Here is a 20,715-nt window from a genome sequence, read left to right as displayed (position 1 = left end):
GTCTCCGGCGATCACTTCAGCGGTGAGTCCTTGCGCTCCAGACCGTAGCGCTCAATCTCTTTGTAAGGCACGGTCACTGACCTGCGGCGGTTGACGTCCACCAGTGTGACGCGGTCGGTACAGGAGTAGCAGGGGTCGAGACTGCCGATGATCAGCGGCGCATCGGATACGGTGTTGCCGCGCAGCATGTAGCGCAGGGTCGGCCAGTTGGCGTAGGTCGCCGCGCGGCAGCGCCAGCGGTACAGCTTCTGGTTGTCGCCGGTCATCGACCAGTGGATGTCGTCGCCGCGCGGCGCCTCGGTAAAGCCCAGGGCAAAGCGCTGCGGAACATAGGTAAAGCCTTCGACCGCCAGCGGGCCGCCCGGCAGGTTATCCAGCCCGAATTCGATCATGTTGAGGGCGGTAAACACCTCGTTAATGCGCACCTTGACGCGCGAGATGACGTCGCAGCCCTGCTCGCTGTGGACCTGCATCGGCAGCAGATCGTAGCCGGCGAACGGATGGTCGGCGCGAGTGTCGCGCGCGTGGCCGCTGGCGCGAACCATCGGGCCGACGTTGCTGAAGTCGCGGGCGATCTGCGGGTCGAGGCGGCCGATACCGACGGTGCGCTGTTCGATATTGGGGGTGCTGAACAGGATATCGACCAGGGTTTTGACCTCGGCGCGCATCTCTGCGGCCAGACGGCGGGTGGCGATCATGTCCTCTTTGAGCATGTCACGACGGATACCGCCGATCAGGTTCAGGCCGTAGGTTTTGCGCGAGCCGGTGAGGATCTCCGCCATCTTCATCGATTTTTCACGTACCCGGAAGAACTGCATGAAACCCGAATCGAAGCCGACGAAGTGGCAGGAGAGCCCCAGATTGAGCAGGTGGCTGTGCAGACGCTCGACCTCCAGCAGGATGGAGCGGATAGCCTGGGCGCGCTGCGGCACCTGGATGCCCAGCGCGTTTTCGACCGAGCTGGTGTAGGCGGTGCTGTGGGCAAAGCCGCAGATACCGCAGACGCGGTCGGAGAGGAAGGTGACCTCGTTGTAGCCCATGCGGGTCTCCGCCAGCTTTTCCATGCCGCGGTGGACATAGAACAGGCGATAGTCGGCGTCGACGATGTCCTCGCCGTCCACGAACAGGCGGAAGTGACCTGGCTCGTCAGAGGTGATGTGCAGCGGGCCGATGGGAACGATTTTACCGCTGCTGCTGTCGTTGACGAAGGGGTAGGTCTCGCGATCGGTGGTCGGCGCCGGGCGCTGACGATAGTCCATCGCATCCTTGCGCAGCGGGTAGAGATCGTCCGGCCAATCGTCCGGCAGCACCAGGCGACGCTCGTCCGGCAGGCCGACGGCGATCAGTCCATACATGTCGCGGACTTCGCGCTCGCCCCACACGGCGGCGGGCACCCGCGGCGTGACCGACGGGTATTCGCGGGTCGCGGCGTCGACCAGCGCCTTGACGGTTATCCAGCACTTGGTCCCGCGCTCCATCGACAGAACGTAGTAGACCGCGTAGCTGCCGCACAGCGGGCGCTCATCGTTGCCGAACAGGACGGAAAGCCAGCCGCCCTGCTGATAGTACAGGTATTCGACCACCTCCGGCAGCATGTCGGTCTTCACCGTGAGGGTGGCCTGGGTATCGGTCTGCCAGCTCTCCTCGATAATGGCGTGGGGGAATTGTTGACGCAGCGCCGCAATGTAGTGTTGTCCGGTGTGTTGTGTCATTTTACTTTGCGGCCTCATGGGTTGTGCCAAAAAAGGGAAAACGGGTCGTCGTGGCGATAGATGTCATGGTTCGCCTCACGCGATCAGCCAGGAGAAGAACGCCAACAGCGCCAGGCCAAAGCCGGCCCAGGTGGTGTAGCCGGTCTTCAGGAAACGCAGGCGCGCCATGCTGTTTTCCAGCAGGGAGACGACGACGATGCCGATCAGCAGCTTGACCAGCGCGATGACCAGCGCCAGCAGCAGGGCGCCGCCGCTCAGGGTGGCGCTCTGCCCCCAGGGGATGAACACCGCGATAAACAGCTGCAGCACCACCAGCTGCTTGAGACTGATGCCCAGCTTGAGGATGCCCAGCGCGCAGCCGGCGTACTCTGTCAGCGGCCCCTCCTGCAGCTCCTGTTCGGCCTCGGCCAGATCGAACGGCAGCTTGCCCATTTCAATGAAGGTGGCGAAGGCGCAGGCCAGCAGCGCCAGGCCGAGCGCCAGCGAGGCGTGCTGATGCCAGTCATACACATAGCCCCCCATCAGCCCCAGGTTGCTGGAGCCGGCCAGCAGCGCGGTCACCCACAGCCCCAGCATCAGGATTGGCTCGACCAGAATGCCCAGCAGGGATTCACGGCTGGCGCCTATGGCGCTGAACGGGCTGCCGGTGTCCAGCCCCGCCAAGATGAAGAAGAAGCGGGCGACGGCGAACAGGTAGACCAGGGTAATGACGTCACCCAGTCCCGGCAGCGGCGTGCTGCGGGTGACCAGCGGCAGGGCGCTGGCGATGGTCAGCATGGTGCCAACCATGACGTAGGGCATCATCTGGAACAGCGCGCCGCTGCACTGCGGGGCGATGTTCTGGCGCCGCAGCAGCTTGGCGATATCGCGGTACTCCTGCAGGAGACCGGGGCCTTGTCGGCTGTGCATGCGCGCCCGCAGCACGCGCGTGATACCGCTGGCCAGCGGCGCCAGCGCCAGCAGGATCAGCGCCTGGCCCAGGGCCAGGGCGAAAATGGAAAGTGAACTCATCATCACATCATCTCCTCAGGAGAACACGGCAACCAGCAGCAGCGCCAGTTCGCACAGCGCCAGTACCGGGTAGACACGCAGGGCGCCCTCGCTCAGCAGTCCGCCGCACAGCGGCGCCGGATTGCAGACCCGACGCAGGGCAAACAGCGGGGAGAACAGGACGCGCAGCGGCTGGGCAAAGCCGCCGGCGGTAACCACCATGCCCGCCTCATGGCCGTAGCCGCAGGTCCAGGCATCGCCGTGGCGGCGCGCCGGCAGGCGGCTGCCGCGGTACAGGGCGCTCAGCAGCAGCGGCAGCAGCGGGAAGGCCAGCAGCAGCAGGGTCATCAGCGGCGGCGACAGCAGGGTCAGGTTACCGCTGCCCGGCGACATGATGGCGCCCATCGTCAGCGCATCGCTGCCGATGGCCAGCTGCAGCACCTGAGCGCTGAGGCGCAGCAGGGCGGGAACCACCCAGGGGGCGCCGACCCCAAACAGGACGCAGCACAGGCTGAGCAGCAGGGTCGGTAGCAGCATATTCCACGGCGTCGCGCCCGGATTGGCCGCCGCCTCGCTGCGCGGGGCCCCCAGGAAGGTCATGCCGAAGATTTTGGCTACGCACATCACCGCCAGCGCGCCGGCGATCGCCAGTGCCACCATCGCCAGCGGTGCCAGCAGGCGCAGGGCGCCGGCGCCGCGCTGGCTCAGACTGAACAGGGACTGGTAGGTGTACCATTCACTGACAAACCCGCTCAGCGGCGGCAGGGCCGCCATGGCCATCAGCGCCAGCAGCATCATCAGCCCCAGCAGCGGCATGCGCCGCAGTAGGCCCCCCATCTTATCGATGTCGTGCAGACCGGTGGCGTGAGTCAGGGCGCCGGTGCCGAAGAACAGTCCGCCCTTAAACAGCGTGTGGTTGATCAGATGGAACAGCCCGGCCAGCAGCCCCATCACCGCCAGCAGCGGACTGCCCAGCGCGACGCCGATGACGCAGGCCGACAGCCCGAGCAGGATGATGCCGCTGTTTTCCACGGTGTGATAGGCCAGCAGGCGGCGCAGATCGTGCTCCGCCAGGGCATACAGCCCGCCGATAAAGGCGGTGAGGGCGCCGCAGCACAGCAGCAGCAGCCCCCACCACAGCGGCGGGACGCCGAGCCAATCGATGCTGAGCTTCAGCAGGCCGAACAGGCCTATCTTGAGCATGACGCTGGCAAACAGCGTAGCCGCCGGTGCCGGGGCGTGGGCGTGCAGCTCCGGGATCCAGCCGTGCAGCGGCACCAGGCCAGTGACGATGCCAAAGCCGAGCAGGCCGAGCAGCAGGACGATGCTCTGCTGCGCGTGGCTCAGGCTGGCCAGATGGAACTCGCTCAGCAGCAGCGTGTCGCTGGCGCGCCACAGCAGCCAGAAGCAGAGCAGCAGCGCCAGCGAGCCCAGGCGGGACATCAGCCAGTACAGTCCGGCGGCGCGGCGCGCCTTGGCGCTGCCGCCCTGGCAGACCAGCAGCGCGGCGCTCAGGCTCATCAGCTCCAGCATCACCATAAAAGTCGGCGCATCGTTCGATACCACCAGCAGGCTGATGGCGGCGCTCAGCAGGTTCATCAGACAGCCGCTGCGCGCGGCTTTACCGGTGTCGTGCCGGGAGACGCTAAAGGCCGACAGCGCGCACAGTAGGCTGATAAGCGAGGTGAGCAGCAGCATCAGGTTATTCAGCGGGCTGAACAGTACCGGCAGGCGGTTGAACAGCAGGATCGCCGGAGGAAACTGCGGCGCCTGCAGTAACAGGGCGGCGGCAGCGGCGCTGCCGCAGAGGCCGGCCAGTAGCCCGCCGGCGGCGGCGATGCGGGCGCCCAGTCGGCCGATGCCGCTGAACGCCAGCGCGATGACGGCGCTGCACAGATACAGCGCCAGCATCAGATTAAACAGCTGCAGAATACTCATAGGGCGTCATTTCCCCCGGATATACGAGCGAGAGCCAGCAGGTCGGCGCGCTGGGCATCGAGTACGTTCAGGCGTTTGGCGGCGCTGGCGTCCTCTAGGCGGCGCGCATCCACCAGTACGATGGCATGGGTTGGGCAGGCGCGGACGCAGGCCGGTCCGGCGTCGCTAAACTGACACAGGTCGCACTTCACCGCGATGCTGCGGATGCCGGGGTACCAGTCCAGGAACGGGCCGACGCTGAGGGGAGCCGGGGGCGCAGGCGGCGCCAGCGGCGTATTGCTGTTGGCGGGAATATGCAGCGGTTTGCTGCCGCCCAGCGTGATGGCGCCGAAGGGGCAGGCGATACCGCACAGTTTGCAGCCGACGCACAGGCTTTCGTTGAGCTGAATCGCGCCGTCCTGGCGAGTAATGGCATTGACCGGGCAGACCAGGGCGCAGGGGGCATCTTCGCAGTGATGACACATCTGCGGCGCCGACTCGTGGCTGGTCTTGACCAGCGTCAGGCGCGGCTGTGCCTGCAGGCCCTGCGCCTCATGCTCCTGCGAGCAGGCGGCCATGCAGGTATTGCACCCGATGCACAGTCGGGGATCCGCAATCACAAAGCGGTTCATGTTATGTCCTCAAAGACAGACTATAAAAAAGATCCGCCCCGGATAAGCATAAACCGTGCCAAGAGGATTGTTGCTGTGCTTATTGTTTTAAATCAATTGATTGTAATATGACGATGCTGTCGACATCGCTCGATAAGGTGACGATGTCGACAGCGTATGCGGCATGTCGACACTTATGACGATGCGTTACTGCGCCGCGGGGGCGTCAGCGACCGACTCACGCAGACGCATTTCGCCGCAAAAGGGCGGCAGAGCGTCGACGGGGTCGCCGCGGCTCAGGCGCAGGGCCTGCTGGATCGCGGCGGCGATCATGGCATCGATGGGCAGGTAGACCGTGGAGAGCGCCGGCATCAGGTAGGCGGCGATGGGCTGGTCGTCAAAGCCGAACAGGGAGACATCCTGCGGGACACGCAGCCCGGCCTGGCGCAGGGCGCGCAGGGCGCCGATGGCCATATCATCGTTGCAGCAGAACAGGGCGCTGAACGGCGCGTCGCGGTTCTCCAGCAGCCGCAGGCAGGCTTGGTATCCGCCCTCTACGCTGTTATCGCCGTGGGCGACGCGCTGGGCGGGTGCGCAGAGGCCATGGGCCTGCAACGCGTCGCGGTAGCCCTGCAGGCGCGCCTGTCCGGTCGGGGTGTCGATGGTCAGGGTGATACAGGCGATGCGACGATGGCCGCGGCCGATCAGATACTCCACCGCCTGGCGCGCCGCCGCGCGCTGTTCAAAGAAGATACAGCGCTGCGCCGCCTGCGGCAGCGCTCGGTTGATCACCACCAGAGAGGGGTACTGAGAGACCAGCTTCATCAGATCGGCCTCGGCCATAAAGCGGGTATACAGAACGATGGCGTCGCAGCGCCGATCGCTGAGCATCTGCACCGCCTGGCGCTCGCCGTCGGGCGTATCGTGGCCGTCGGTCACGATCAGCTGTTTGCCGCTGGCTTCGACCTGCGCGGCGGCCTGGCGCAGCAGGCGGCCAAAGTAGGGGCCGTCAAAGTGGGAGATCACCAGTCCCAGGGTGTTGGAGGTCTGGTTGGCCAGCGCCTGGGCCAGCAGGTTGGGGCGATAGCCCAGCTCCTCCATCGCGCGGAATACGGCGCTGCGGGTGCTTTGCTTGACCTGTCCGGTGGCGTTGAGCACGCGGGATACCGTCGCTTTGGATACGCCTGCGCGGCGTGCGACGTCCAGCATGGTGATCATAGTTCCTTCTCTCCCTTGGCTGACGGCGATGACGTGCAGCAGTGTATCACAGCGTCCGCAGGGGAGAGACGGAATGGCGACATACCAGCGTGGGGCTGAACATGTTGGTGGTTTCCGGCGGCGTTTTCCCCGCGGCCAGCGCCAGCGCCAGCTCCGCCGCCTGGGTCGCCATAGCCACCACCGGATAGCGGATGGTGGTCAGCCGCGGGCGCAGGTAGCGTGAGATCAGCACGTCGTCAAAGCCGATCAGGGAGACCGCACCCGGCACCTCAATGCCGTTGTCGTTCAGCACCGATAGCGCGCCGGCGGCCATGGGATCGTTATAGCAGGTGACGGCGCTGAACTTACGCCCGTGTCCCAGCAGTTCGGTCATCGCCTGCTCGCCGCCGAGCTCATCGGGCGAGGCATGGACGATCAGCCGTTCATCGATCGGCAGATCGTGCTGGCGCATGGCCTCCAGGTACCCCTGCAGGCGGTCGTGGGCGTCGGAGATGGCATGGTTGGAGCAGATACAGGCGATGCGGCGATGTCCCTGCTGGATCAGATGGCGGGTCGCCAGCCAGCCGCCGTAGCGGTCGTCCAGCGCCACGCAGCGCTGCTCATAGCCGGGTAGCGTTCGGTTGATCAGCACCATGCCGGGGATCTGCTGCATCAGCGCCGCCAGCTCATCGTCGGGAATGGTCTTGGCGTGGACCACCAGCGCCGCGCAGCGGTGGCGGATCAGCTGTTCGATGGCCTGCCGCTCCTTGTGCTGCTCATGGTATCCGTTGCCGATCAGCAGAAAGTTGCCGGTGGCGTAGGCTACCTGCTCGACCGCCTTGACCATGGCGCCAAAGAACGGGTCGGAGACGTCGCAGACCACCAGCCCCAGGGTCTCCGTCGACTGCTGAGCCAGCGCCCGCGCATTGGCGTTGGGGTGATAGCGCAGCTGCGCCATGGCGGCGTGCACCGCCGCGCGCGAGCCTTCGCTGGCCTTGGGGGAGTTATTGATAACCCGGGAGACGGTGGCTACCGATACGCCGGCAAGCCTGGCAACATCTTTGATCGTAGCCATGTTCTTGAGTGTCCAACTGCAAACCGTAAACGTTTACACCAGTGTTGCGGAAAAGCGCCGCGCCTGCAAGCCGAGGATGGGCGTTTGAGCCTCTAATATGTGCGAAAAACAACAAAGTACACCGCTGGTTACATTTCGCAGTCGAATGTTGCCATTCGGGACTTCATGTATCGCGGGGATGCCCCGTATGCTGAATGTCCCAGAGGTATTGATTGGTGAGAGTTCAGTTTTCAGTTGCTGAAGCCAACAAAATTACACCGACCTACGCGGATGCGTAGGTTTTTTTTGCCTCATTTTCCCCTCGATTACACTCTGTTTCACTTTGAACCGTTAGCTTGCGAATTATTCGTGGCGGCGTCGGCCGTTATTTTCCTACACTGATTGTCCCAGAGGTATTGATGGGTGACGTTCTGGTTTTCCCGCCGGAAAGCCGACCAACGCTTACACCGACCTACGCAGATGCGTAGGTTTTTTTTTGCCCGTCGCGCCCGCCCGTGCTCGGGCGCAGATATTCCCGCCTGTGCAGTTTGCGGCGCTTCTGGCATGGGGTAGTATGCTAGCCGCGCTATTCTGCCGCACATAGGGAGATGTCCATGCTGTACCGATTCATCGGCGCGCTGCTGAAAACGCTGTTCCGTCTTCGTCTGACCGGCTTCGATCAGCGTTTCGATCACCCGAAGCTGCTGATCGTTCCCAACCACGTCTCCTTCTTGGATGGCGTTCTGCTGACGCTGTATCTGCCGGTTAGGCCGGTGTTTGCCGTCTACAGTTCGATAGCCGACAGCTGGCTGATGCGCCTGGTCGGGCGCTTTGTCGATATCGTCGCCCTGGATCCGCGCAAGCCGATGGCGATCAAACGGTTGATCCGCTTGGTAGAGCAGGGCAGGCCGGTGGTGATCTTCCCCGAGGGACGTATCACCGTGACCGGCTCGCTGATGAAGGTCTATGACGGCGCGGCGTTTGTGGCGGCCCGCTCCGGCGCAGCCCTGCTGCCGGTGCGCATCGAGGGCGCTGAGTTCAGCCACTTTGGTCGTTTGAAGGGGCTGTTTCGTCTGCGCCTGCTACCGCCGCTCTCCCTTCATCTACTGCCGGTGACGCATCTGGCGATGCCGCAGGCCGCGCGGGCGCGCGAGCGGCGCCTGCTGGCCGGTGAACGTCTGCACGCCATTATGATGCGCGCGCGTCTGGAGGCGCAGCCGATGACCACGCTGTTTGCCGCCTATTTGGCGGCGATGCGGCGCTATGGGGCGAGCAGCCGGGCGATCGATGACATTAACCTGCGTGAGGACAGCTACCGCGGGCTGCTGAAAAAGAGCCTCGCCGTCAGCCGGATCCTGCAGCGCTTTACCCGCGAGGATGAGCACGTCGGTATGCTGCTGCCCAACGCCACCGTCACGGCGGCGACGATCCTCGGCGCGACGCTGCGCAATCGGGTGCCGGCGATGCTGAACTACACCGCCGGCGCCGCCGGGCTGCGCAACGCCCTGCTGGCCGCCGGGATCGAGACCGTGGTCACCTCGCGACAGTTTTTGCAGAAGGCGCGCCTGGAGCAGCTGCCGCAGCAGGTGGACGGCGCACGCTGGATCTACCTGGAGGATCTGCGGGATACGCTAGGGTGGCGGGATAAGCTCTGGGTGCTGCGGTACCTGCTGCGACCCGAGGGCGCGATGCTGCCGCGCCAGCCTGACGATGCGGCGCTGATCCTGTTTACCTCCGGTTCAGAGGGCGCGCCTAAAGGGGTGGTACACTCTCACCGCAGCCTGTTGGCCAACGTGGAGCAGATCCGCTGCGTAGCGGACTTTACCCCGCGCGATCGCTTTATGTCGGCGCTGCCGCTGTTTCATGCCTTCGGGCTGACGGTGGGGCTGCTGACGCCGCTGCTGTGCGGCAGCCGGGTCTTTCTGTACCCCAGCCCGCTGCACTACCGTATGGTGCCGGAGATGGTGTATGACCGAAACTGCACCGTGCTGTTCGCGACCTCGACGTTCCTGGGGCACTACGCGCGCTTCGCTCATCCCTATGACTTTGCCCGTTTGCGCTATGTGGTTGCCGGCGCAGAGAAGCTGGTGCCGGAGACGGCGCGGCTGTGGTTTGAGAAGTTTGGCATCCGTATTCTTGAGGGATACGGGGTGACTGAATGTGCGCCGGTGGTGGCGATCAATGTGCCGATGGCGACGCGCATCGGCAGCGTCGGCTGCATTCTGCCGGGAATGGAGGCGCGGCTGATCCCGGTGGCGGGGATCGCGCAGGGTGGCTGTCTGCAGCTGCGTGGCCCCAATATTATGAAAGGCTACCTGCGGGTCGAGGCGCCGGGGGTTCTGCTGCCGCCGCAGGCGGCGAACGCACAGGGTGAGATGGAGGCGGGCTGGTACGATACCGGCGATATTGTGACGCTGGATGCACAGGGCTACTGCACGATTGTCGGACGCCTTAAACGGTTTGCCAAACTGGCCGGCGAAATGGTGTCGCTGGAGCGGGTTGAACAGCTGGCGCGTGCGGCGTCGCCGCAGGGCGAACATGCCGCCAGCGCGCGAAGCGATCGGCTCAAGGGGGAGGCACTGGTGCTGTTTACCACCGATGCCGAACTGGGGCGGGAGCAGTTGCTGGCGGCGGCCCGCGCCAGCGGTGCCCCAGAGCTGGCGGTGGCGCGGGATATTCGCTACCTGAAGGCCCTGCCGCTGTTGGGCAGCGGCAAGGTGGATTTTGTAACGCTACGCCGTATGGCGGAGTCTGAGGATAGCGTGAATGGATGAGACACAGCGCGCCTCCGTCGGTGAGCGCGGACGGGGAATGCGAGCGGTTGTTGTGGCGCAGTTTTTCTCTGCGTTTGGCGACAATGCCCTGCTGTTTGTGACGCTGGCGCTGCTGAAGGGGCTGCATTTCCCGCAGTGGAGTCAGCCGGCGCTGCAGATGGCCTTTGTTGCGGCCTATATCGTGTTTGCCCCCTTTGTCGGACACCTGGCCGACGGCTTTGCCAAAGGGCGGGTGATGATGGGGGCCAACGCCCTCAAGCTGCTGGGGGCGCTGCTGATCTGTCTCGGGGTGAATCCCTTTGTCGGCTATACCCTGGTCGGGATTGGCGCGGCGGCCTACTCTCCGGCCAAGTATGGGATCCTGGGCGAGCTGACGGACGGCGGTCGCCTGGTGAAGGCCAACGGCGTCCTGGAGGCGTCGACGATCGCGGCGATCCTGTCCGGATCGGTCGCCGGCGGCATGCTGGCCGACTGGCATGTCAGCGCGGCGCTGGCTATCTGTGCGCTGATCTATGCCGCGGCGCTGATCGCCAACCTGTATATTCCACGCCTCGCGCCGGCGCGCCGGGTTGAGGCGTGGCGACCGGGCGCGATGCTGGCGGAGTTTAGCGCGGCCTGCCGTACCCTGTGGCGTCATCCGCAGGCCCGCTTTTCGCTGGTGGGAACCAGCCTCTTCTGGGGCGCCGGGGTGACCCTGCGCTTTCTGCTGGTGCTGTGGGTGCCGACGGTGCTCGGCGTGGCGGATAACACCACCCCGACGCTGCTGAACGCCATGGTGGCCATCGGCATCGTGATCGGGGCGGCGGCGGCGGGGCGGCTGGTCACCCTGAGCACGGCGCAGCGCTGCATGCCCGCGGGGATCCTGATAGGCCTGCTGGTGCTGCTGTTCTCCCTGCAGCACAGCCTGGCGCTCTCCTACCCGCTGCTGCTGCTGGTCGGGGTGTGCGGCGGCTTTTTCGTGGTTCCGCTCAACGCGCTGCTGCAGCAGCGCGGGCGCGAAAGCGTAGGCGCCGGCCACGCGATCGCGGTGCAGAATCTGGGGGAGAATGGCGCCATGCTGCTGATGCTGGCGTGCTATTCCGCCGCGATTCGCTGCGGGGTGCCGGTGGTGGCGGCCGGCGCGGGCTTTGGCCTGCTGTTTGCCCTGGCGATCGTCGCGGTTTGGCGCTGGGGGCGGCGCTGAGGCGCCGCCTGTCATTCAGCCTTCACCGGAGTGTCACCTAACCGACATTATCTCTCCTTATACTTCGTGCCAATTCATTCATTAATTGATCGATTTTCCTCTTGGACACGGAGTCTTATCATGGCGAGCCATACCCCTTTCTCCCTTTCTTTACTGATGCTTTCTCTTAGCCTGGCCCTGCCGCTGCAGGCCGCGCCCGCTGCGCCGAGCGCAGAGCAGGTGCTGACCGAACGCGCCGCGCGCGGCGATATTACCCAGCGGGGCGGCGCTCGCCGTCTGCTCGGCGATCAGACCGCGGCGCTGCAGGCGTCGCTGAGCGCCCGTCCGGCCAAGAACGTGATCCTGCTGATCGGCGATGGCATGGGGGATGCGGAGATCACCGCCGCCCGTAACTATGCGGCCGGCGCGGGCGGAATGCTGCGCGGTATCGATGCCCTGCCGCTGACCGGGCAGTACACGCACTATTCGCTGGATCGCCAAACCCACCGACCGAACTATGTCACCGACTCGGCGGCCTCGGCGACCGCCTGGAGCAGCGGGGTAAAGACCTATAACGGCGCCTTGGGCATCGATGTGACGGGCAAGTCCCACCCGACGCTGCTGGAGCTGGCGCGCGCGGCGGGCAAGGCGACCGGAAACGTCTCGACTGCGGAGCTGCAGGACGCCACGCCGGCGGCGATGTTCGCCCACGTCAGCGGACGCAAATGCTATGGTCCGCAGCAGACCCTGGCGACGTGCCCGGAGAACGCCCTGGATAACGGCGGCGCCGGATCGATCACCGAGCAGATGCTGAAGGCGCGCGCCGATGTGACGCTGGGCGGCGGGGCGAAGACCCTTGCGCAGACGGTGAGCGCGGGGGCATTTAAGGGGAAGACCCTGCTCCAGCAGGCGCAGGGCTATCACATCGTCAGCAATCTGGATGAGATGAACGCCGTCACGGAGGCCGACGATCGGCGTCCTTTGCTGGGCCTGTTCGCCGAGGGCAACATGCCGGTGCGCTGGCTGGGGCCCAAGGCCACGCGGCACGGCAACCAGCAGGCGCCGGTGACCTGTCAGCCGAACCCGCAGCGCAGCGACAGCCAGCCGAGCCTGGCGCAGATGACCGAGAAGGCCATCTCATTGCTGAGCAAGAATCCCAACGGCTTTTTCCTGCAGGTTGAGGGGGCATCGATCGATAAACAGGATCACGCCGCGAATCCGTGCGGTCAGTTTGGCGAGACGGTCGATCTGGATGAGGCGGTGCAGAAGGCGCTGGCGTTCGCCCGCCGCGATGGCAACACCCTGGTGGTGGTCACGGCCGACCACGCCCACACCAGCCAGATCGTGCCCAACGACGCCAAGGCGCCGGGGCTGACGCAGACGCTGATCACCCAGGATGGGGTACCGATGACCATCAGCTACGGCACCGCAGAAGAGGCGGATAGCCAGGAGCATACCGGCTCTCAGCTGCGCATCGCCGCCTACGGTCCCCACGGAGCCAACGTGGTTGGCCTGACGGATCAGACCGATCTGTTCTTTACCCTGCGCGACGCGCTGGGACTGAAAACCGCCCCCTAAGCCGTGACCGAGATCGTCGGCCCGGGAGCTATTGTCGCCCGGGCCGCTTTTTTTATCCCGGTTAACGCATAAAAGTATCAGTGAACTATTTATTATTCTTATGGTATGTTTTATGTGCATTTATTTACACATCTAATTAAATATGTTCATAAAACATCCTGTTTCGCCCGGTGCGGACGACGACGTCGATGCTGAGCTGGATGAACATCTACGCTTTTATCAGCTGTGCGGCGTCATGGCGGCGGCCAGCAGCGTCCTGCTGACGTTAATGATGGTGCTGATGTTCCCCGGTGATTTTAAAGAGCGCACCTATATGCTGGCCGGGGTCTATCTGGGGCCGGTGACTTTGCTGCTGCTGCTGGGGATGCTGCGTTTTCCGCGCATCTGCGCCTGGGCACTGCTGATTGGGTTTAATGCGCTGCTGCTGTATCTGTTTCTACGGGGAACCGCCTTTAATCTGGCGATCAGCTTCCTGTTTGTCCTGTTTTTCCTGTTTGGCGCCATCGCGACGACGCAGCGCCAACGCCAGGCGCGGGGCGCGGTGCGGCCGCTGTGGCTGGCGCGGCGCGGCTGGCGGCCGGTGCTGGTATTGATGCTGCTGGCGCTGCTGATAAGCAGCTTCAGCAGCGGCTTTGCCCTGCGCTGGCTGGATAAAAAGCGAGAGAATCCACTGCTGTGGATCGAGTACCGCCGCCAGATGCTGGGACGTTATCAGCACCTGACGGTTGCCGAAACGCCGAATGCCCCCGGGATTTGGCTGCGGCGGGTGCGCCTAGAGGGGCGTACGCTGGTGTTTGTCTACCGCGTGCGTCTGGAGGGAGAGGCGGCCAGCGAGGCATCTCTGCGCCGTCACGCCCTGAGCGACTTTCTTCAGCACTGCCACGAACGCGGCGTGCGTCAGTTCGGCATGAAGGTGATGTATGTCTACCGGGTGCATCAGGAGGAGCGCATTCTGGTGCTGAATCGCAGGGACTGTGTGGAGTGAGTCGTACGGACGGGGAATCGGTGGGATAAGCAGAGGGGCGTTTACGCCCCTCTGTCGTTGGTGTCGCGCGGCTTATTCGCCGTCGCTGGCCTTTTTGTTACGGACCAGATTGAGGCTTTCCACCGCCATGGAGAAGAACATGGCGAAGTAGATATAGCCTTTGGGGACGTGTACCGCAAAGCTTTCCAGGATCAGGGTGAAGCCCACCAGGATCAGGAAGGCCAGCGCCAGCATCTTGACCGACGGATGGCGGGCGACAAACTCGCCGATCGGCCGGGCGGCGAACATCATCACGCCCACGGCGATGATCACCGCTGCCATCATGATGAACAGGTGATCGGACAGGCCAATGGCGGTGATCACGGAGTCCAGGCTAAAGATGATATCCAGCATCATGATCTGCACGATGGCCCCCATAAACGAGTGCACGTGGGTAGCATGGTTATCGTTGCTGCCCTCGATGGTCTCGTGCACCTCTTTACTGGCCTTATAGATCAGGAATAGCCCGCCGAGCAGCAGGATCAGATCGCGGGCGGAGACCGCGTGGCCGAACAGGTTGAACAGCGGATGCACCAGGTGGGCTACCCAGGCGATCGAGGCCAGCAGGCACAGGCGCATCCCCATGGCGGCCAGCAGGCCGATGCGGCGCGCTTTGTTTTGCTGTTTCTTGGGCAGCTTCGCCACGACCAGGGAGAGGAAGATGATGTTATCGATGCCCAGAACGATTTCCAGAATCGTTAAGGTCCCCAGCGCCAGCCAGGCGTTAGGATCGGCAATCCACGCAAACATAGAGATAAATACCTAAACAAATCATAAACGGGAATTATACACCGAGAGTGTCCCGCTGCGCAGCGCTCGCGGGGCGTAAAACAACATTTACAGCAGAAAATGGCGGGCCAGCAGCGCCGCGGTGAAGTTCTTTTTCAGATAGAAGCCGCGCGGCAGGGTCATTATCGGTTCGCCGCGTTGGCCGATGCCTTCGGTCAGCGCCCGGCTGTTGGCCGCCTTGGGACGCAGCTGCAGCACCTCGCCGTGGCGGGCGGTGATCGACTCAACCCGCCCCAGCACGATCAGATCCATCAGCTCCTCCCAGTCCCGCCGCAGCGCCAGCTCCTCCTGCGCAGAGGGGGTCCACAGCAGCGGGGCGCCGACTCGGCGCTCGGCCAGCGGGATCTGACGCTCCCCCTCTACCGGGATCCACAGTACGCACTGCAGCTTGCGGCGCAGATGGCAGTGCTCCCAGGTTAACCCGGTATTTCCCGTCAGCGGAGCCACGCAGACAAAGGTGGTCTCCAGGGGCCGTCCCTGGGCATCGATAGGGATACTCTTCAGCTCGACGCCCAGCGCAGGAAAGTCCTGCTGCGCCTTACTGCCCGAGCAGGCGCCGAGGCAGCGCTCCAGCAGCAGACCGACCCAGCCCTTATCACGGCGCAGATCGCGCGGGATGGTCAGGCCGGCCAGCGCGGCCAGCTCGGCATAGGTGTATCCGGCCAGACGCAGGGCGCGCTGCAGCAGCGCCTGGCGATCCGCCGGCGGCGAGTGGGGAGGAAACGGTTCGTTCATCATCTGGTTAAAAAACGTACGCTCATTCAGGGCTTATCAACAGCGCGGGCGACAGCGGCGCAGGCTATAAATAATATTATGATTCATAATGAAATTTTTTATAACGCTCTCCCCGCTCCGGACCGGGATCTGCTATTGTGCACCACTAGCCACTGACAATGAACAGGATCTTACACCTATTTATCCACAGATATTTTGGATAACCCGTTTTATCGGCGGACACTGGTTTGATTTACAGCCTTGACGGACGCGGTTTTTTGCGAAATTGCTGCCGCAGTGTGCAAGTTTTGCGGATATGTTGTGGATAAAATCGGCATTGCGCGATCTTTAGACAGCGCGGGATCCTAAGCGTGCATGGATCACATTTTTATCCTGTATACAGGGTGAGATTGTTGATTAATTAATTGAAAGATATTGAAATATTTTGTGGTGGCGTTGAGTGGCTATGGCGGTGGCGATAAGTTTTACCCCTCTTTCCAGACACTTCTACACAAATATATCCACAGAAAAAGTGAATAAAAGCCGCCTCGCTATCGCGTGTGTGTTTATAACTTTGCATTTATCTGTGAGTTATCCCGAAATTATGCGGCGCACGCGCGGGAAATCTCGGCGTTGAGCCAATGGTTTACCGCTTGGTGCGAGTGTGAAACAATCATGTCATCTTGCGATTTTGCTTATTGAGGTAGTCTGGTGATCGATGATGATGGCTACCGCCCGAACGTAGGTATTGTAATCTGTAACCGGCAGGGGCAGGTGCTGTGGGCACGTCGCTATGGGCAAAACTCCTGGCAGTTCCCGCAGGGCGGGATCAACGCCGGGGAGACCGCCGAGCAGGCGATGTTCCGCGAACTGTTTGAAGAGGTGGGGCTGGGACGTAAGGATGTGAAAATTCTGGCCTCTACCCGTAACTGGTTACGCTATAAATTACCTAAACGTTTGGTGCGTTGGGATACGAAGCCGGTGTGTATCGGCCAAAAGCAGCGCTGGTTTTTACTGCAGCTGCTGTGCAGTGAGGCGGAGATCAATATGCAGCGCAGCAATACGCCGGAGTTTGATGGTTGGCGCTGGGTCAGCTATTGGTATCCGGTGCGTCAGGTAGTGTCGTTTAAGCGCGATGTTTACCGCCGGGTGATGAAGGAGTTCTCATCCGTTGTCATGTCATTGCAGGAGAGCGTGGCCCAGGGGGGGCGTTCGTCTCCCGGCTATCGCCGTAAAAGAGGTTAAGTGGCAGTAATCATGCTTACGCGCCTGCGCGAGATCGTGGAGAAGGTGGCTGCGGCCGCCAGCCTGAATGACGCGCTGAATGTGCTGGTGGACGAAACCTGTCGGGCGATGGAGACGGAGGTTTGCTCGGTTTACCTGGCCGACAACGATCGTCAATGCTACTACCTGATGGCGACCCGCGGTCTGCAAAAGCCGCGCGGTCGCGTGGTGGCGCTCTCTTTTGACGAAGGGATCGTCGGCCTCGTGGGCCGTCTGGCGGAGCCGGTAAACCTGGCGGATGCGCCCAGCCACCCCAGCTTTAAATACCTGCCGCAGGTGCGCGAGGAGTGCTACCGCGCCTTCTTGGGCGTGCCGATGATCTATCGCCGCCAGCTGCTGGGGGTGCTGGTCATACAGCAGCGTGCGTCCCGTCAGTTTGATGAGGTCGAAGAGTCCTTTCTGGTGACCCTGGCGACTCAGCTGGCCGGGATCCTGTCACAAACCCAGCTCAATAGCCTGTTTGGCCGTTTGCGCCAGAACCGCCTGCGCGCTATCGCCGCGGCACCCGGCATCGCGGTGGCCAAGGGATGGATGGATATCAGCCAGCCGGCGCTGGAGCACGTCTATGAGGCCTCCACGCTGGATACCGACAGCGAACGTGAACGACTGGCGCGGGCGCTGGAGGAGGCGGCCAGCGAGTTTCGTCGCTACAGCAAGCGCTTTGGCGCCAGCGCGCAGAAAGAGAGCGCGGCGATCTTCGATCTCTACTCCCACCTGCTCAACGATCCGCGTCTGAAGCGCGAGCTGATGCGTCACGTCGACGGCGGCGCGGTGGCCGAATGGGCCGTGAAGCAGGTCACCGAACACTTTGCCGACCAGTTCGCCAGCCTGCAGGACAGCTATATGCGCGACCGCGCCAGCGATTTGCGCGCGCTCGGGCAGCGCCTGCTGTTTCATCTGGATGATAACGCCATCGGTCCGGCGCCGTGGCCGGAGCGCTTTATTCTGGTGGCCGATGAGCTGACGCCGACCCTGCTGGCGGAGATCCCGCAGTCCTGTCTGCTGGGGGTGGTGGTGCGCGACGGCGCCTCGAACTCCCACGCGGCGATCATCCTGCGCGCGATGGGCGTGCCGACGGTGATGGGGGCCGATATTCGCCCTGCGCTGCTCCATGAGCGGCTGCTGATCATCGACGGCTACCGTGGCGAGGTGCTGGTCGAGCCGGAGCCGGTGCTGGTGCAGGAGTACCAGCGCCTGATCAGCGAGGAGCAGGCGCTGAGCCGCAAGACGGAGGCTGAGTCGGATCGTCCAGCGCAGCTGCGCAGCGGCGAACGGATCGCTGTGCTGCTGAACGCCGGCCTGAGCGCGGAGCATGAGCAGCGTCTGGAGGCCTGCGTCGACGGCGTGGGGCTGTATCGCACCGAAATTCCCTTTATGCTGCAGAGCGGCTTCCCGTCAGAGGAGGAGCAGGTCGCACAGTATCAGGGCATGCTGCAGATCAACCCGGCGAAGCCGGTGGTGCTGCGCACCCTGGATATCGGCGCCGACAAGCAGCTGCCCTATATGCCGATCAGCGAGGAGAACCCCAGTCTGGGCTGGCGTGGGCTGCGGATCACCCTCGATCAGCCGGAGATCTTTCTGGTGCAGGTACGCGCGATGCTGCGCGCCAATGCGGCCAGCGGCAACCTGGGGATCCTGCTGCCGATGGTGACCACCCTGGCCGAGGTGGATGAGGCGCGTCGCCTGATCGACCGCGCCGGGCGGGAGGTTGAGGAGATGCTGGGCTATGCCCTGCCGCGCCCGCGCATCGGGGTGATGCTGGAGGTGCCGGCGTTGGCCTTTATGCTGTCGGGGCTGGCCTCTCGGGTCGACTTTATTTCGGTCGGCACCAACGATTTGACCCAGTATCTGCTGGCGGTGGATCGCAACAATACCCGGGTGGCGGCGCTGTATGACGGCCTGCATCCGGCGATGCTGCGCCTGCTGCAGCAGGTGGTGCGCGAGTGCGCCGAGCTGGGGCTGCCGGTCAGCGTCTGCGGCGAGATGGCCGGCGATCCGATGGGCGCGCTGCTGCTGGTGGGGCTGGGATTTCGCCAGCTGAGCATGAACGGCCACAGCGTGCCGCGTATCAAGTATCTGCTGCGTCACCTGGATCTGCAGGATGTCGAAGGGCTGGCCGCCCGCATGGTGGCGACCCATTCATCGACCGAGGTGCGTCACCTCACCGCCTCGTTTTTGGAGCGGCGCGGCGTCGGTGGTCTGATCCGCGGCGGGATGTAGGGCGCGTCCGGGGAATTTTGCCGTCATGATGGAGTCCTGACGGAAGTTATGGGATGATTGGGCGGTTTTTCAGGGGGCGTGAATGGGTAAACTGACGCTATTATTGGTGGTGCTGTTGGGCTGGCTGCAGTATTCGCTGTGGGTCGGCAAAAACGGCGTCCATGACTATATGCGGGTGAAGCAGGACGTCGCGACGCAGCTGGCGAATAATGCCAAGCTGAAATCGCGCAACGATCAATTGTTTGCCGAGATCGACGATCTTAACGGCGGCCAAGAGGCGATCGAAGAGCGCGCGCGCAATGAGCTGGGAATGATTAAACCGGGTGAGACCTTCTACCGCCTGGTGCCCGATCAGAACAAACGCCGTACGGCGGGGACGGCTACCCAGCCAGCCGCGTCCTACCCGTCAGTGACGGCGAGTCACTGAATTCTTTGCATGGCCCGCGCCATGCCTTCATATCCGATAACGATAATTCACCGATGAACGACAACGACTCCGTTAACGTACCGTCCATTGTCGCCATTGTACCGGCCGCCGGGATCGGCAGCCGGATGCAACGCGCTACTCCCAAGCAATACCTCACGCTGAATGGCAAGACCATTCTGGAGCATGCCGTGACGGCGCTGTTCGCCCATCCGGCGGTGCGCCGGGCGATCGTTGCGCTGCACCCGCAGGACACCGGCTTTGACGCGCTGCCGCTGGCGGCGGATCGGCGGGTGAGCCGGGTGACGGGCGGCGCGACCCGCGCCGAGTCGGTGCTGGCTGCGCTGCTGGCCGCCGACGATGCCGACTGGGTCCTGGTGCACGATGCGGCGCGCCCCTGCCTGCGGCCCGACGATCTGGCGCACCTGATGGCCTGCGTTGATGCTGCGCATCAGGGGGCGATACTGGCGACGCCGGTCTGTGACACGATGAAGCGGGCCGAAGCCGGTCTCCCGCTGATCGCCCATACGGTGGCGCGTCAGGATCTGTGGCATGCCCTGACGCCGCAGCTGTTTCCCCGCGCGCTGCTGATCCAGTGCCTGCAGCGCGCCCTGCGCGAGGGGGCGACGGTGACCGATGAGGCCTCGGCGCTGGAGCACTGCGGCTATCATCCCCGCTTGGTCAGCGGGCGTTCGGACAATATTAAAGTTACCCGTCCAGAGGATTTGGCGCTGGCAGAGTTCTATCTGGCGCGCCACGCCTCTTTGACGCACTCACAGGAGCAATAACCGATGAGAATTGGTCACGGTTTTGACGTTCACCGCTTCGGCGGCGAAGGGCCGCTGATTATCGGCGGCGTGCGCATCGCGCACCCACAGGGGCTGCTGGCCCATTCCGATGGCGATGTCGCCCTGCATGCGGCGACCGACGCCCTGCTGGGGGCGGCGGCCCTGGGGGATATCGGCAAGCTGTTCCCGGATACGGATCCCGCCTATAAGGGGGCGGACAGCCGCGCGCTGCTGCGTGAGGCATACCGTCGCATTCGCGCCAAGGGCTACCGTCTGGGTAATCTGGACATTACCCTGATTGCCCAGGCGCCGAAGATGGCGCCGCACATTCCGCAGATGCGGGTGTTTCTGGCCGAGGATTTACAGTGCCCGATCGATGATGTCAACGTGAAGGCGACCACCACTGAAAAGCTGGGCTTTACCGGACGCGGCGAGGGGATCGCCTGCGAAGCGGTGGCCCTGCTGGTCAAGGAGTGA

General features: G+C 63.5%; 17 protein-coding genes. 9 read left to right on the top strand and 8 right to left on the bottom strand.

Annotated elements, in window-relative coordinates; translation table 11 throughout:
• Positions 1–11: 11 nt before the first annotated feature.
• The 6 genes from L1P05_RS13920 to galR form a co-directional block, all read right to left on the bottom strand.
• Positions 12–1,712 carry a hydrogenase large subunit gene (locus tag L1P05_RS13920; RefSeq protein ID WP_012849718.1) on the bottom strand — a complete coding sequence of 567 codons (1,701 nt, stop codon included), beginning with the start codon at positions 1,710–1,712 and terminating at the stop codon, positions 12–14.
• Between the two features lie 75 nt (positions 1,713–1,787).
• Entirely contained in the window at positions 1,788–2,726 is a 939-nt protein-coding gene (locus L1P05_RS13915) for a respiratory chain complex I subunit 1 family protein (protein ID WP_012849717.1), read from the bottom strand.
• 12 nt (positions 2,727–2,738) lie between these two features.
• The gene (locus L1P05_RS13910) at positions 2,739–4,640 is read right to left on the bottom strand and encodes a proton-conducting transporter transmembrane domain-containing protein (protein ID WP_012849716.1); all 1,902 of its coding nucleotides are present in this window, start codon (positions 4,638–4,640) and stop codon (positions 2,739–2,741) included.
• Positions 4,637–5,251 carry a 4Fe-4S dicluster domain-containing protein gene (locus L1P05_RS13905; protein ID WP_012849715.1) on the bottom strand — a complete coding sequence of 205 codons (615 nt, stop codon included), beginning with the start codon at positions 5,249–5,251 and terminating at the stop codon, positions 4,637–4,639. The genes L1P05_RS13910 and L1P05_RS13905 overlap by 4 nt, the downstream gene beginning before the upstream one ends.
• Positions 5,252–5,437: 186 nt before the next feature.
• Positions 5,438–6,448, bottom strand: a complete 1,011-nt coding sequence (locus L1P05_RS13900; protein ID WP_012849714.1) for a LacI family DNA-binding transcriptional regulator — start codon at positions 6,446–6,448, stop codon at positions 5,438–5,440.
• 46 nt (positions 6,449–6,494) lie between these two features.
• Positions 6,495–7,502, bottom strand: a complete 1,008-nt coding sequence (gene galR / locus L1P05_RS13895) for an HTH-type transcriptional regulator GalR (protein WP_012849713.1) — start codon at positions 7,500–7,502, stop codon at positions 6,495–6,497.
• 593 nt (positions 7,503–8,095) lie between these two features.
• Between galR and aas the strand changes: the two genes are divergently transcribed.
• The 4 genes from aas (at position 8,096) to L1P05_RS13875 (ending at position 13,980) form a co-directional block, all read left to right on the top strand.
• Positions 8,096–10,255, top strand: a complete 2,160-nt coding sequence (gene aas / locus L1P05_RS13890) for a bifunctional acyl-ACP--phospholipid O-acyltransferase/long-chain-fatty-acid--ACP ligase (protein ID WP_012849712.1) — start codon at positions 8,096–8,098, stop codon at positions 10,253–10,255.
• Positions 10,248–11,438: a lysophospholipid transporter LplT gene (gene lplT, locus L1P05_RS13885; protein WP_012849711.1), complete on the top strand. Its 1,191-nt coding sequence runs from the start codon at positions 10,248–10,250 to the stop codon at positions 11,436–11,438. Before aas ends, lplT begins: the two co-directional genes overlap by 8 nt.
• Before the next feature lie 120 nt (positions 11,439–11,558).
• On the top strand, positions 11,559–12,995 hold the full coding sequence (gene phoA / locus L1P05_RS13880) for an alkaline phosphatase (RefSeq protein WP_012849710.1): 1,437 nt from the start codon (positions 11,559–11,561) through the stop codon (positions 12,993–12,995).
• A 142-nt stretch (positions 12,996–13,137) separates the two neighbouring features.
• A complete protein-coding gene (locus L1P05_RS13875; protein ID WP_012849709.1) occupies positions 13,138–13,980 on the top strand; it encodes a hypothetical protein in 843 nt (280 codons plus the stop codon).
• A 72-nt stretch (positions 13,981–14,052) separates the two neighbouring features.
• Here the strand turns inward: L1P05_RS13875 and L1P05_RS13870 are convergent, their stop codons facing one another.
• Together L1P05_RS13870 and mutH are read right to left on the bottom strand one after the other, a co-directional pair.
• Complete coding sequence (locus L1P05_RS13870; RefSeq protein ID WP_012849708.1) at positions 14,053–14,769, bottom strand: TerC family protein; 717 nt, start codon at positions 14,767–14,769, stop codon at positions 14,053–14,055.
• Between the two features lie 87 nt (positions 14,770–14,856).
• On the bottom strand, positions 14,857–15,543 hold the full coding sequence (mutH, locus tag L1P05_RS13865) for a DNA mismatch repair endonuclease MutH (protein WP_015462249.1): 687 nt from the start codon (positions 15,541–15,543) through the stop codon (positions 14,857–14,859).
• A 690-nt stretch (positions 15,544–16,233) separates the two neighbouring features.
• On the opposite strand from mutH, the gene rppH reads away from it, so the two are divergent.
• The 5 genes from rppH to ispF all read left to right on the top strand — a co-directional run bounded on the left by rppH (position 16,234) and on the right by ispF (position 20,715).
• Positions 16,234–16,767, top strand: a complete 534-nt coding sequence (rppH, locus tag L1P05_RS13860) for an RNA pyrophosphohydrolase (protein ID WP_012849705.1) — start codon at positions 16,234–16,236, stop codon at positions 16,765–16,767.
• 12 nt (positions 16,768–16,779) lie between these two features.
• Positions 16,780–19,026, top strand: coding sequence for a phosphoenolpyruvate--protein phosphotransferase (gene ptsP, locus L1P05_RS13855; protein WP_034167940.1), 2,247 nt, complete (start codon positions 16,780–16,782; stop codon positions 19,024–19,026).
• Between the two features lie 82 nt (positions 19,027–19,108).
• On the top strand, positions 19,109–19,453 hold the full coding sequence (ftsB, locus tag L1P05_RS13850) for a cell division protein FtsB (RefSeq protein WP_012849703.1): 345 nt from the start codon (positions 19,109–19,111) through the stop codon (positions 19,451–19,453).
• A 53-nt stretch (positions 19,454–19,506) separates the two neighbouring features.
• On the top strand, positions 19,507–20,238 hold the full coding sequence (gene ispD, locus L1P05_RS13845; protein WP_012849702.1) for a 2-C-methyl-D-erythritol 4-phosphate cytidylyltransferase: 732 nt from the start codon (positions 19,507–19,509) through the stop codon (positions 20,236–20,238).
• A 3-nt stretch (positions 20,239–20,241) separates the two neighbouring features.
• Complete coding sequence (gene ispF / locus L1P05_RS13840; RefSeq protein WP_012849701.1) at positions 20,242–20,715, top strand: 2-C-methyl-D-erythritol 2,4-cyclodiphosphate synthase; 474 nt, start codon at positions 20,242–20,244, stop codon at positions 20,713–20,715.

It is taken from the genome of Edwardsiella piscicida (assembly GCF_021733145.1).
Lineage (GTDB): Bacteria > Pseudomonadota > Gammaproteobacteria > Enterobacterales > Enterobacteriaceae > Edwardsiella > Edwardsiella piscicida.
This window is presented reverse-complemented; position numbering and strand designations above follow the sequence as displayed.

What these genes read in the sequence shown, in the direction of transcription:
- L1P05_RS13920 (WP_012849718.1), bottom strand. Translation starts at nt 1,712, where the DNA reads ATGACACAACACACCGGACAACACTACATTGCGGCGCTGCGTCAACAA.
- L1P05_RS13915 (WP_012849717.1), bottom strand. Translation starts at nt 2,726, where the DNA reads ATGATGAGTTCACTTTCCATTTTCGCCCTGGCCCTGGGCCAGGCGCTG.
- L1P05_RS13910 (WP_012849716.1), bottom strand. Translation starts at nt 4,640, where the DNA reads ATGAGTATTCTGCAGCTGTTTAATCTGATGCTGGCGCTGTATCTGTGC.
- L1P05_RS13905 (WP_012849715.1), bottom strand. Translation starts at nt 5,251, where the DNA reads ATGAACCGCTTTGTGATTGCGGATCCCCGACTGTGCATCGGGTGCAAT.
- L1P05_RS13900 (WP_012849714.1), bottom strand. Translation starts at nt 6,448, where the DNA reads ATGATCACCATGCTGGACGTCGCACGCCGCGCAGGCGTATCCAAAGCG.
- galR (WP_012849713.1), bottom strand. Translation starts at nt 7,502, where the DNA reads ATGGCTACGATCAAAGATGTTGCCAGGCTTGCCGGCGTATCGGTAGCC.
- aas (WP_012849712.1), top strand. Translation starts at nt 8,096, where the DNA reads ATGCTGTACCGATTCATCGGCGCGCTGCTGAAAACGCTGTTCCGTCTT.
- lplT (WP_012849711.1), top strand. Translation starts at nt 10,248, where the DNA reads ATGGATGAGACACAGCGCGCCTCCGTCGGTGAGCGCGGACGGGGAATG.
- phoA (WP_012849710.1), top strand. Translation starts at nt 11,559, where the DNA reads ATGGCGAGCCATACCCCTTTCTCCCTTTCTTTACTGATGCTTTCTCTT.
- L1P05_RS13875 (WP_012849709.1), top strand. Translation starts at nt 13,138, where the DNA reads ATGTTCATAAAACATCCTGTTTCGCCCGGTGCGGACGACGACGTCGAT.
- L1P05_RS13870 (WP_012849708.1), bottom strand. Translation starts at nt 14,769, where the DNA reads ATGTTTGCGTGGATTGCCGATCCTAACGCCTGGCTGGCGCTGGGGACC.
- mutH (WP_015462249.1), bottom strand. Translation starts at nt 15,543, where the DNA reads ATGAACGAACCGTTTCCTCCCCACTCGCCGCCGGCGGATCGCCAGGCG.
- ptsP (WP_034167940.1), top strand. Translation starts at nt 16,780, where the DNA reads ATGCTTACGCGCCTGCGCGAGATCGTGGAGAAGGTGGCTGCGGCCGCC.
- ftsB (WP_012849703.1), top strand. Translation starts at nt 19,109, where the DNA reads ATGGGTAAACTGACGCTATTATTGGTGGTGCTGTTGGGCTGGCTGCAG.
- ispD (WP_012849702.1), top strand. Translation starts at nt 19,507, where the DNA reads ATGAACGACAACGACTCCGTTAACGTACCGTCCATTGTCGCCATTGTA.
- ispF (WP_012849701.1), top strand. Translation starts at nt 20,242, where the DNA reads ATGAGAATTGGTCACGGTTTTGACGTTCACCGCTTCGGCGGCGAAGGG.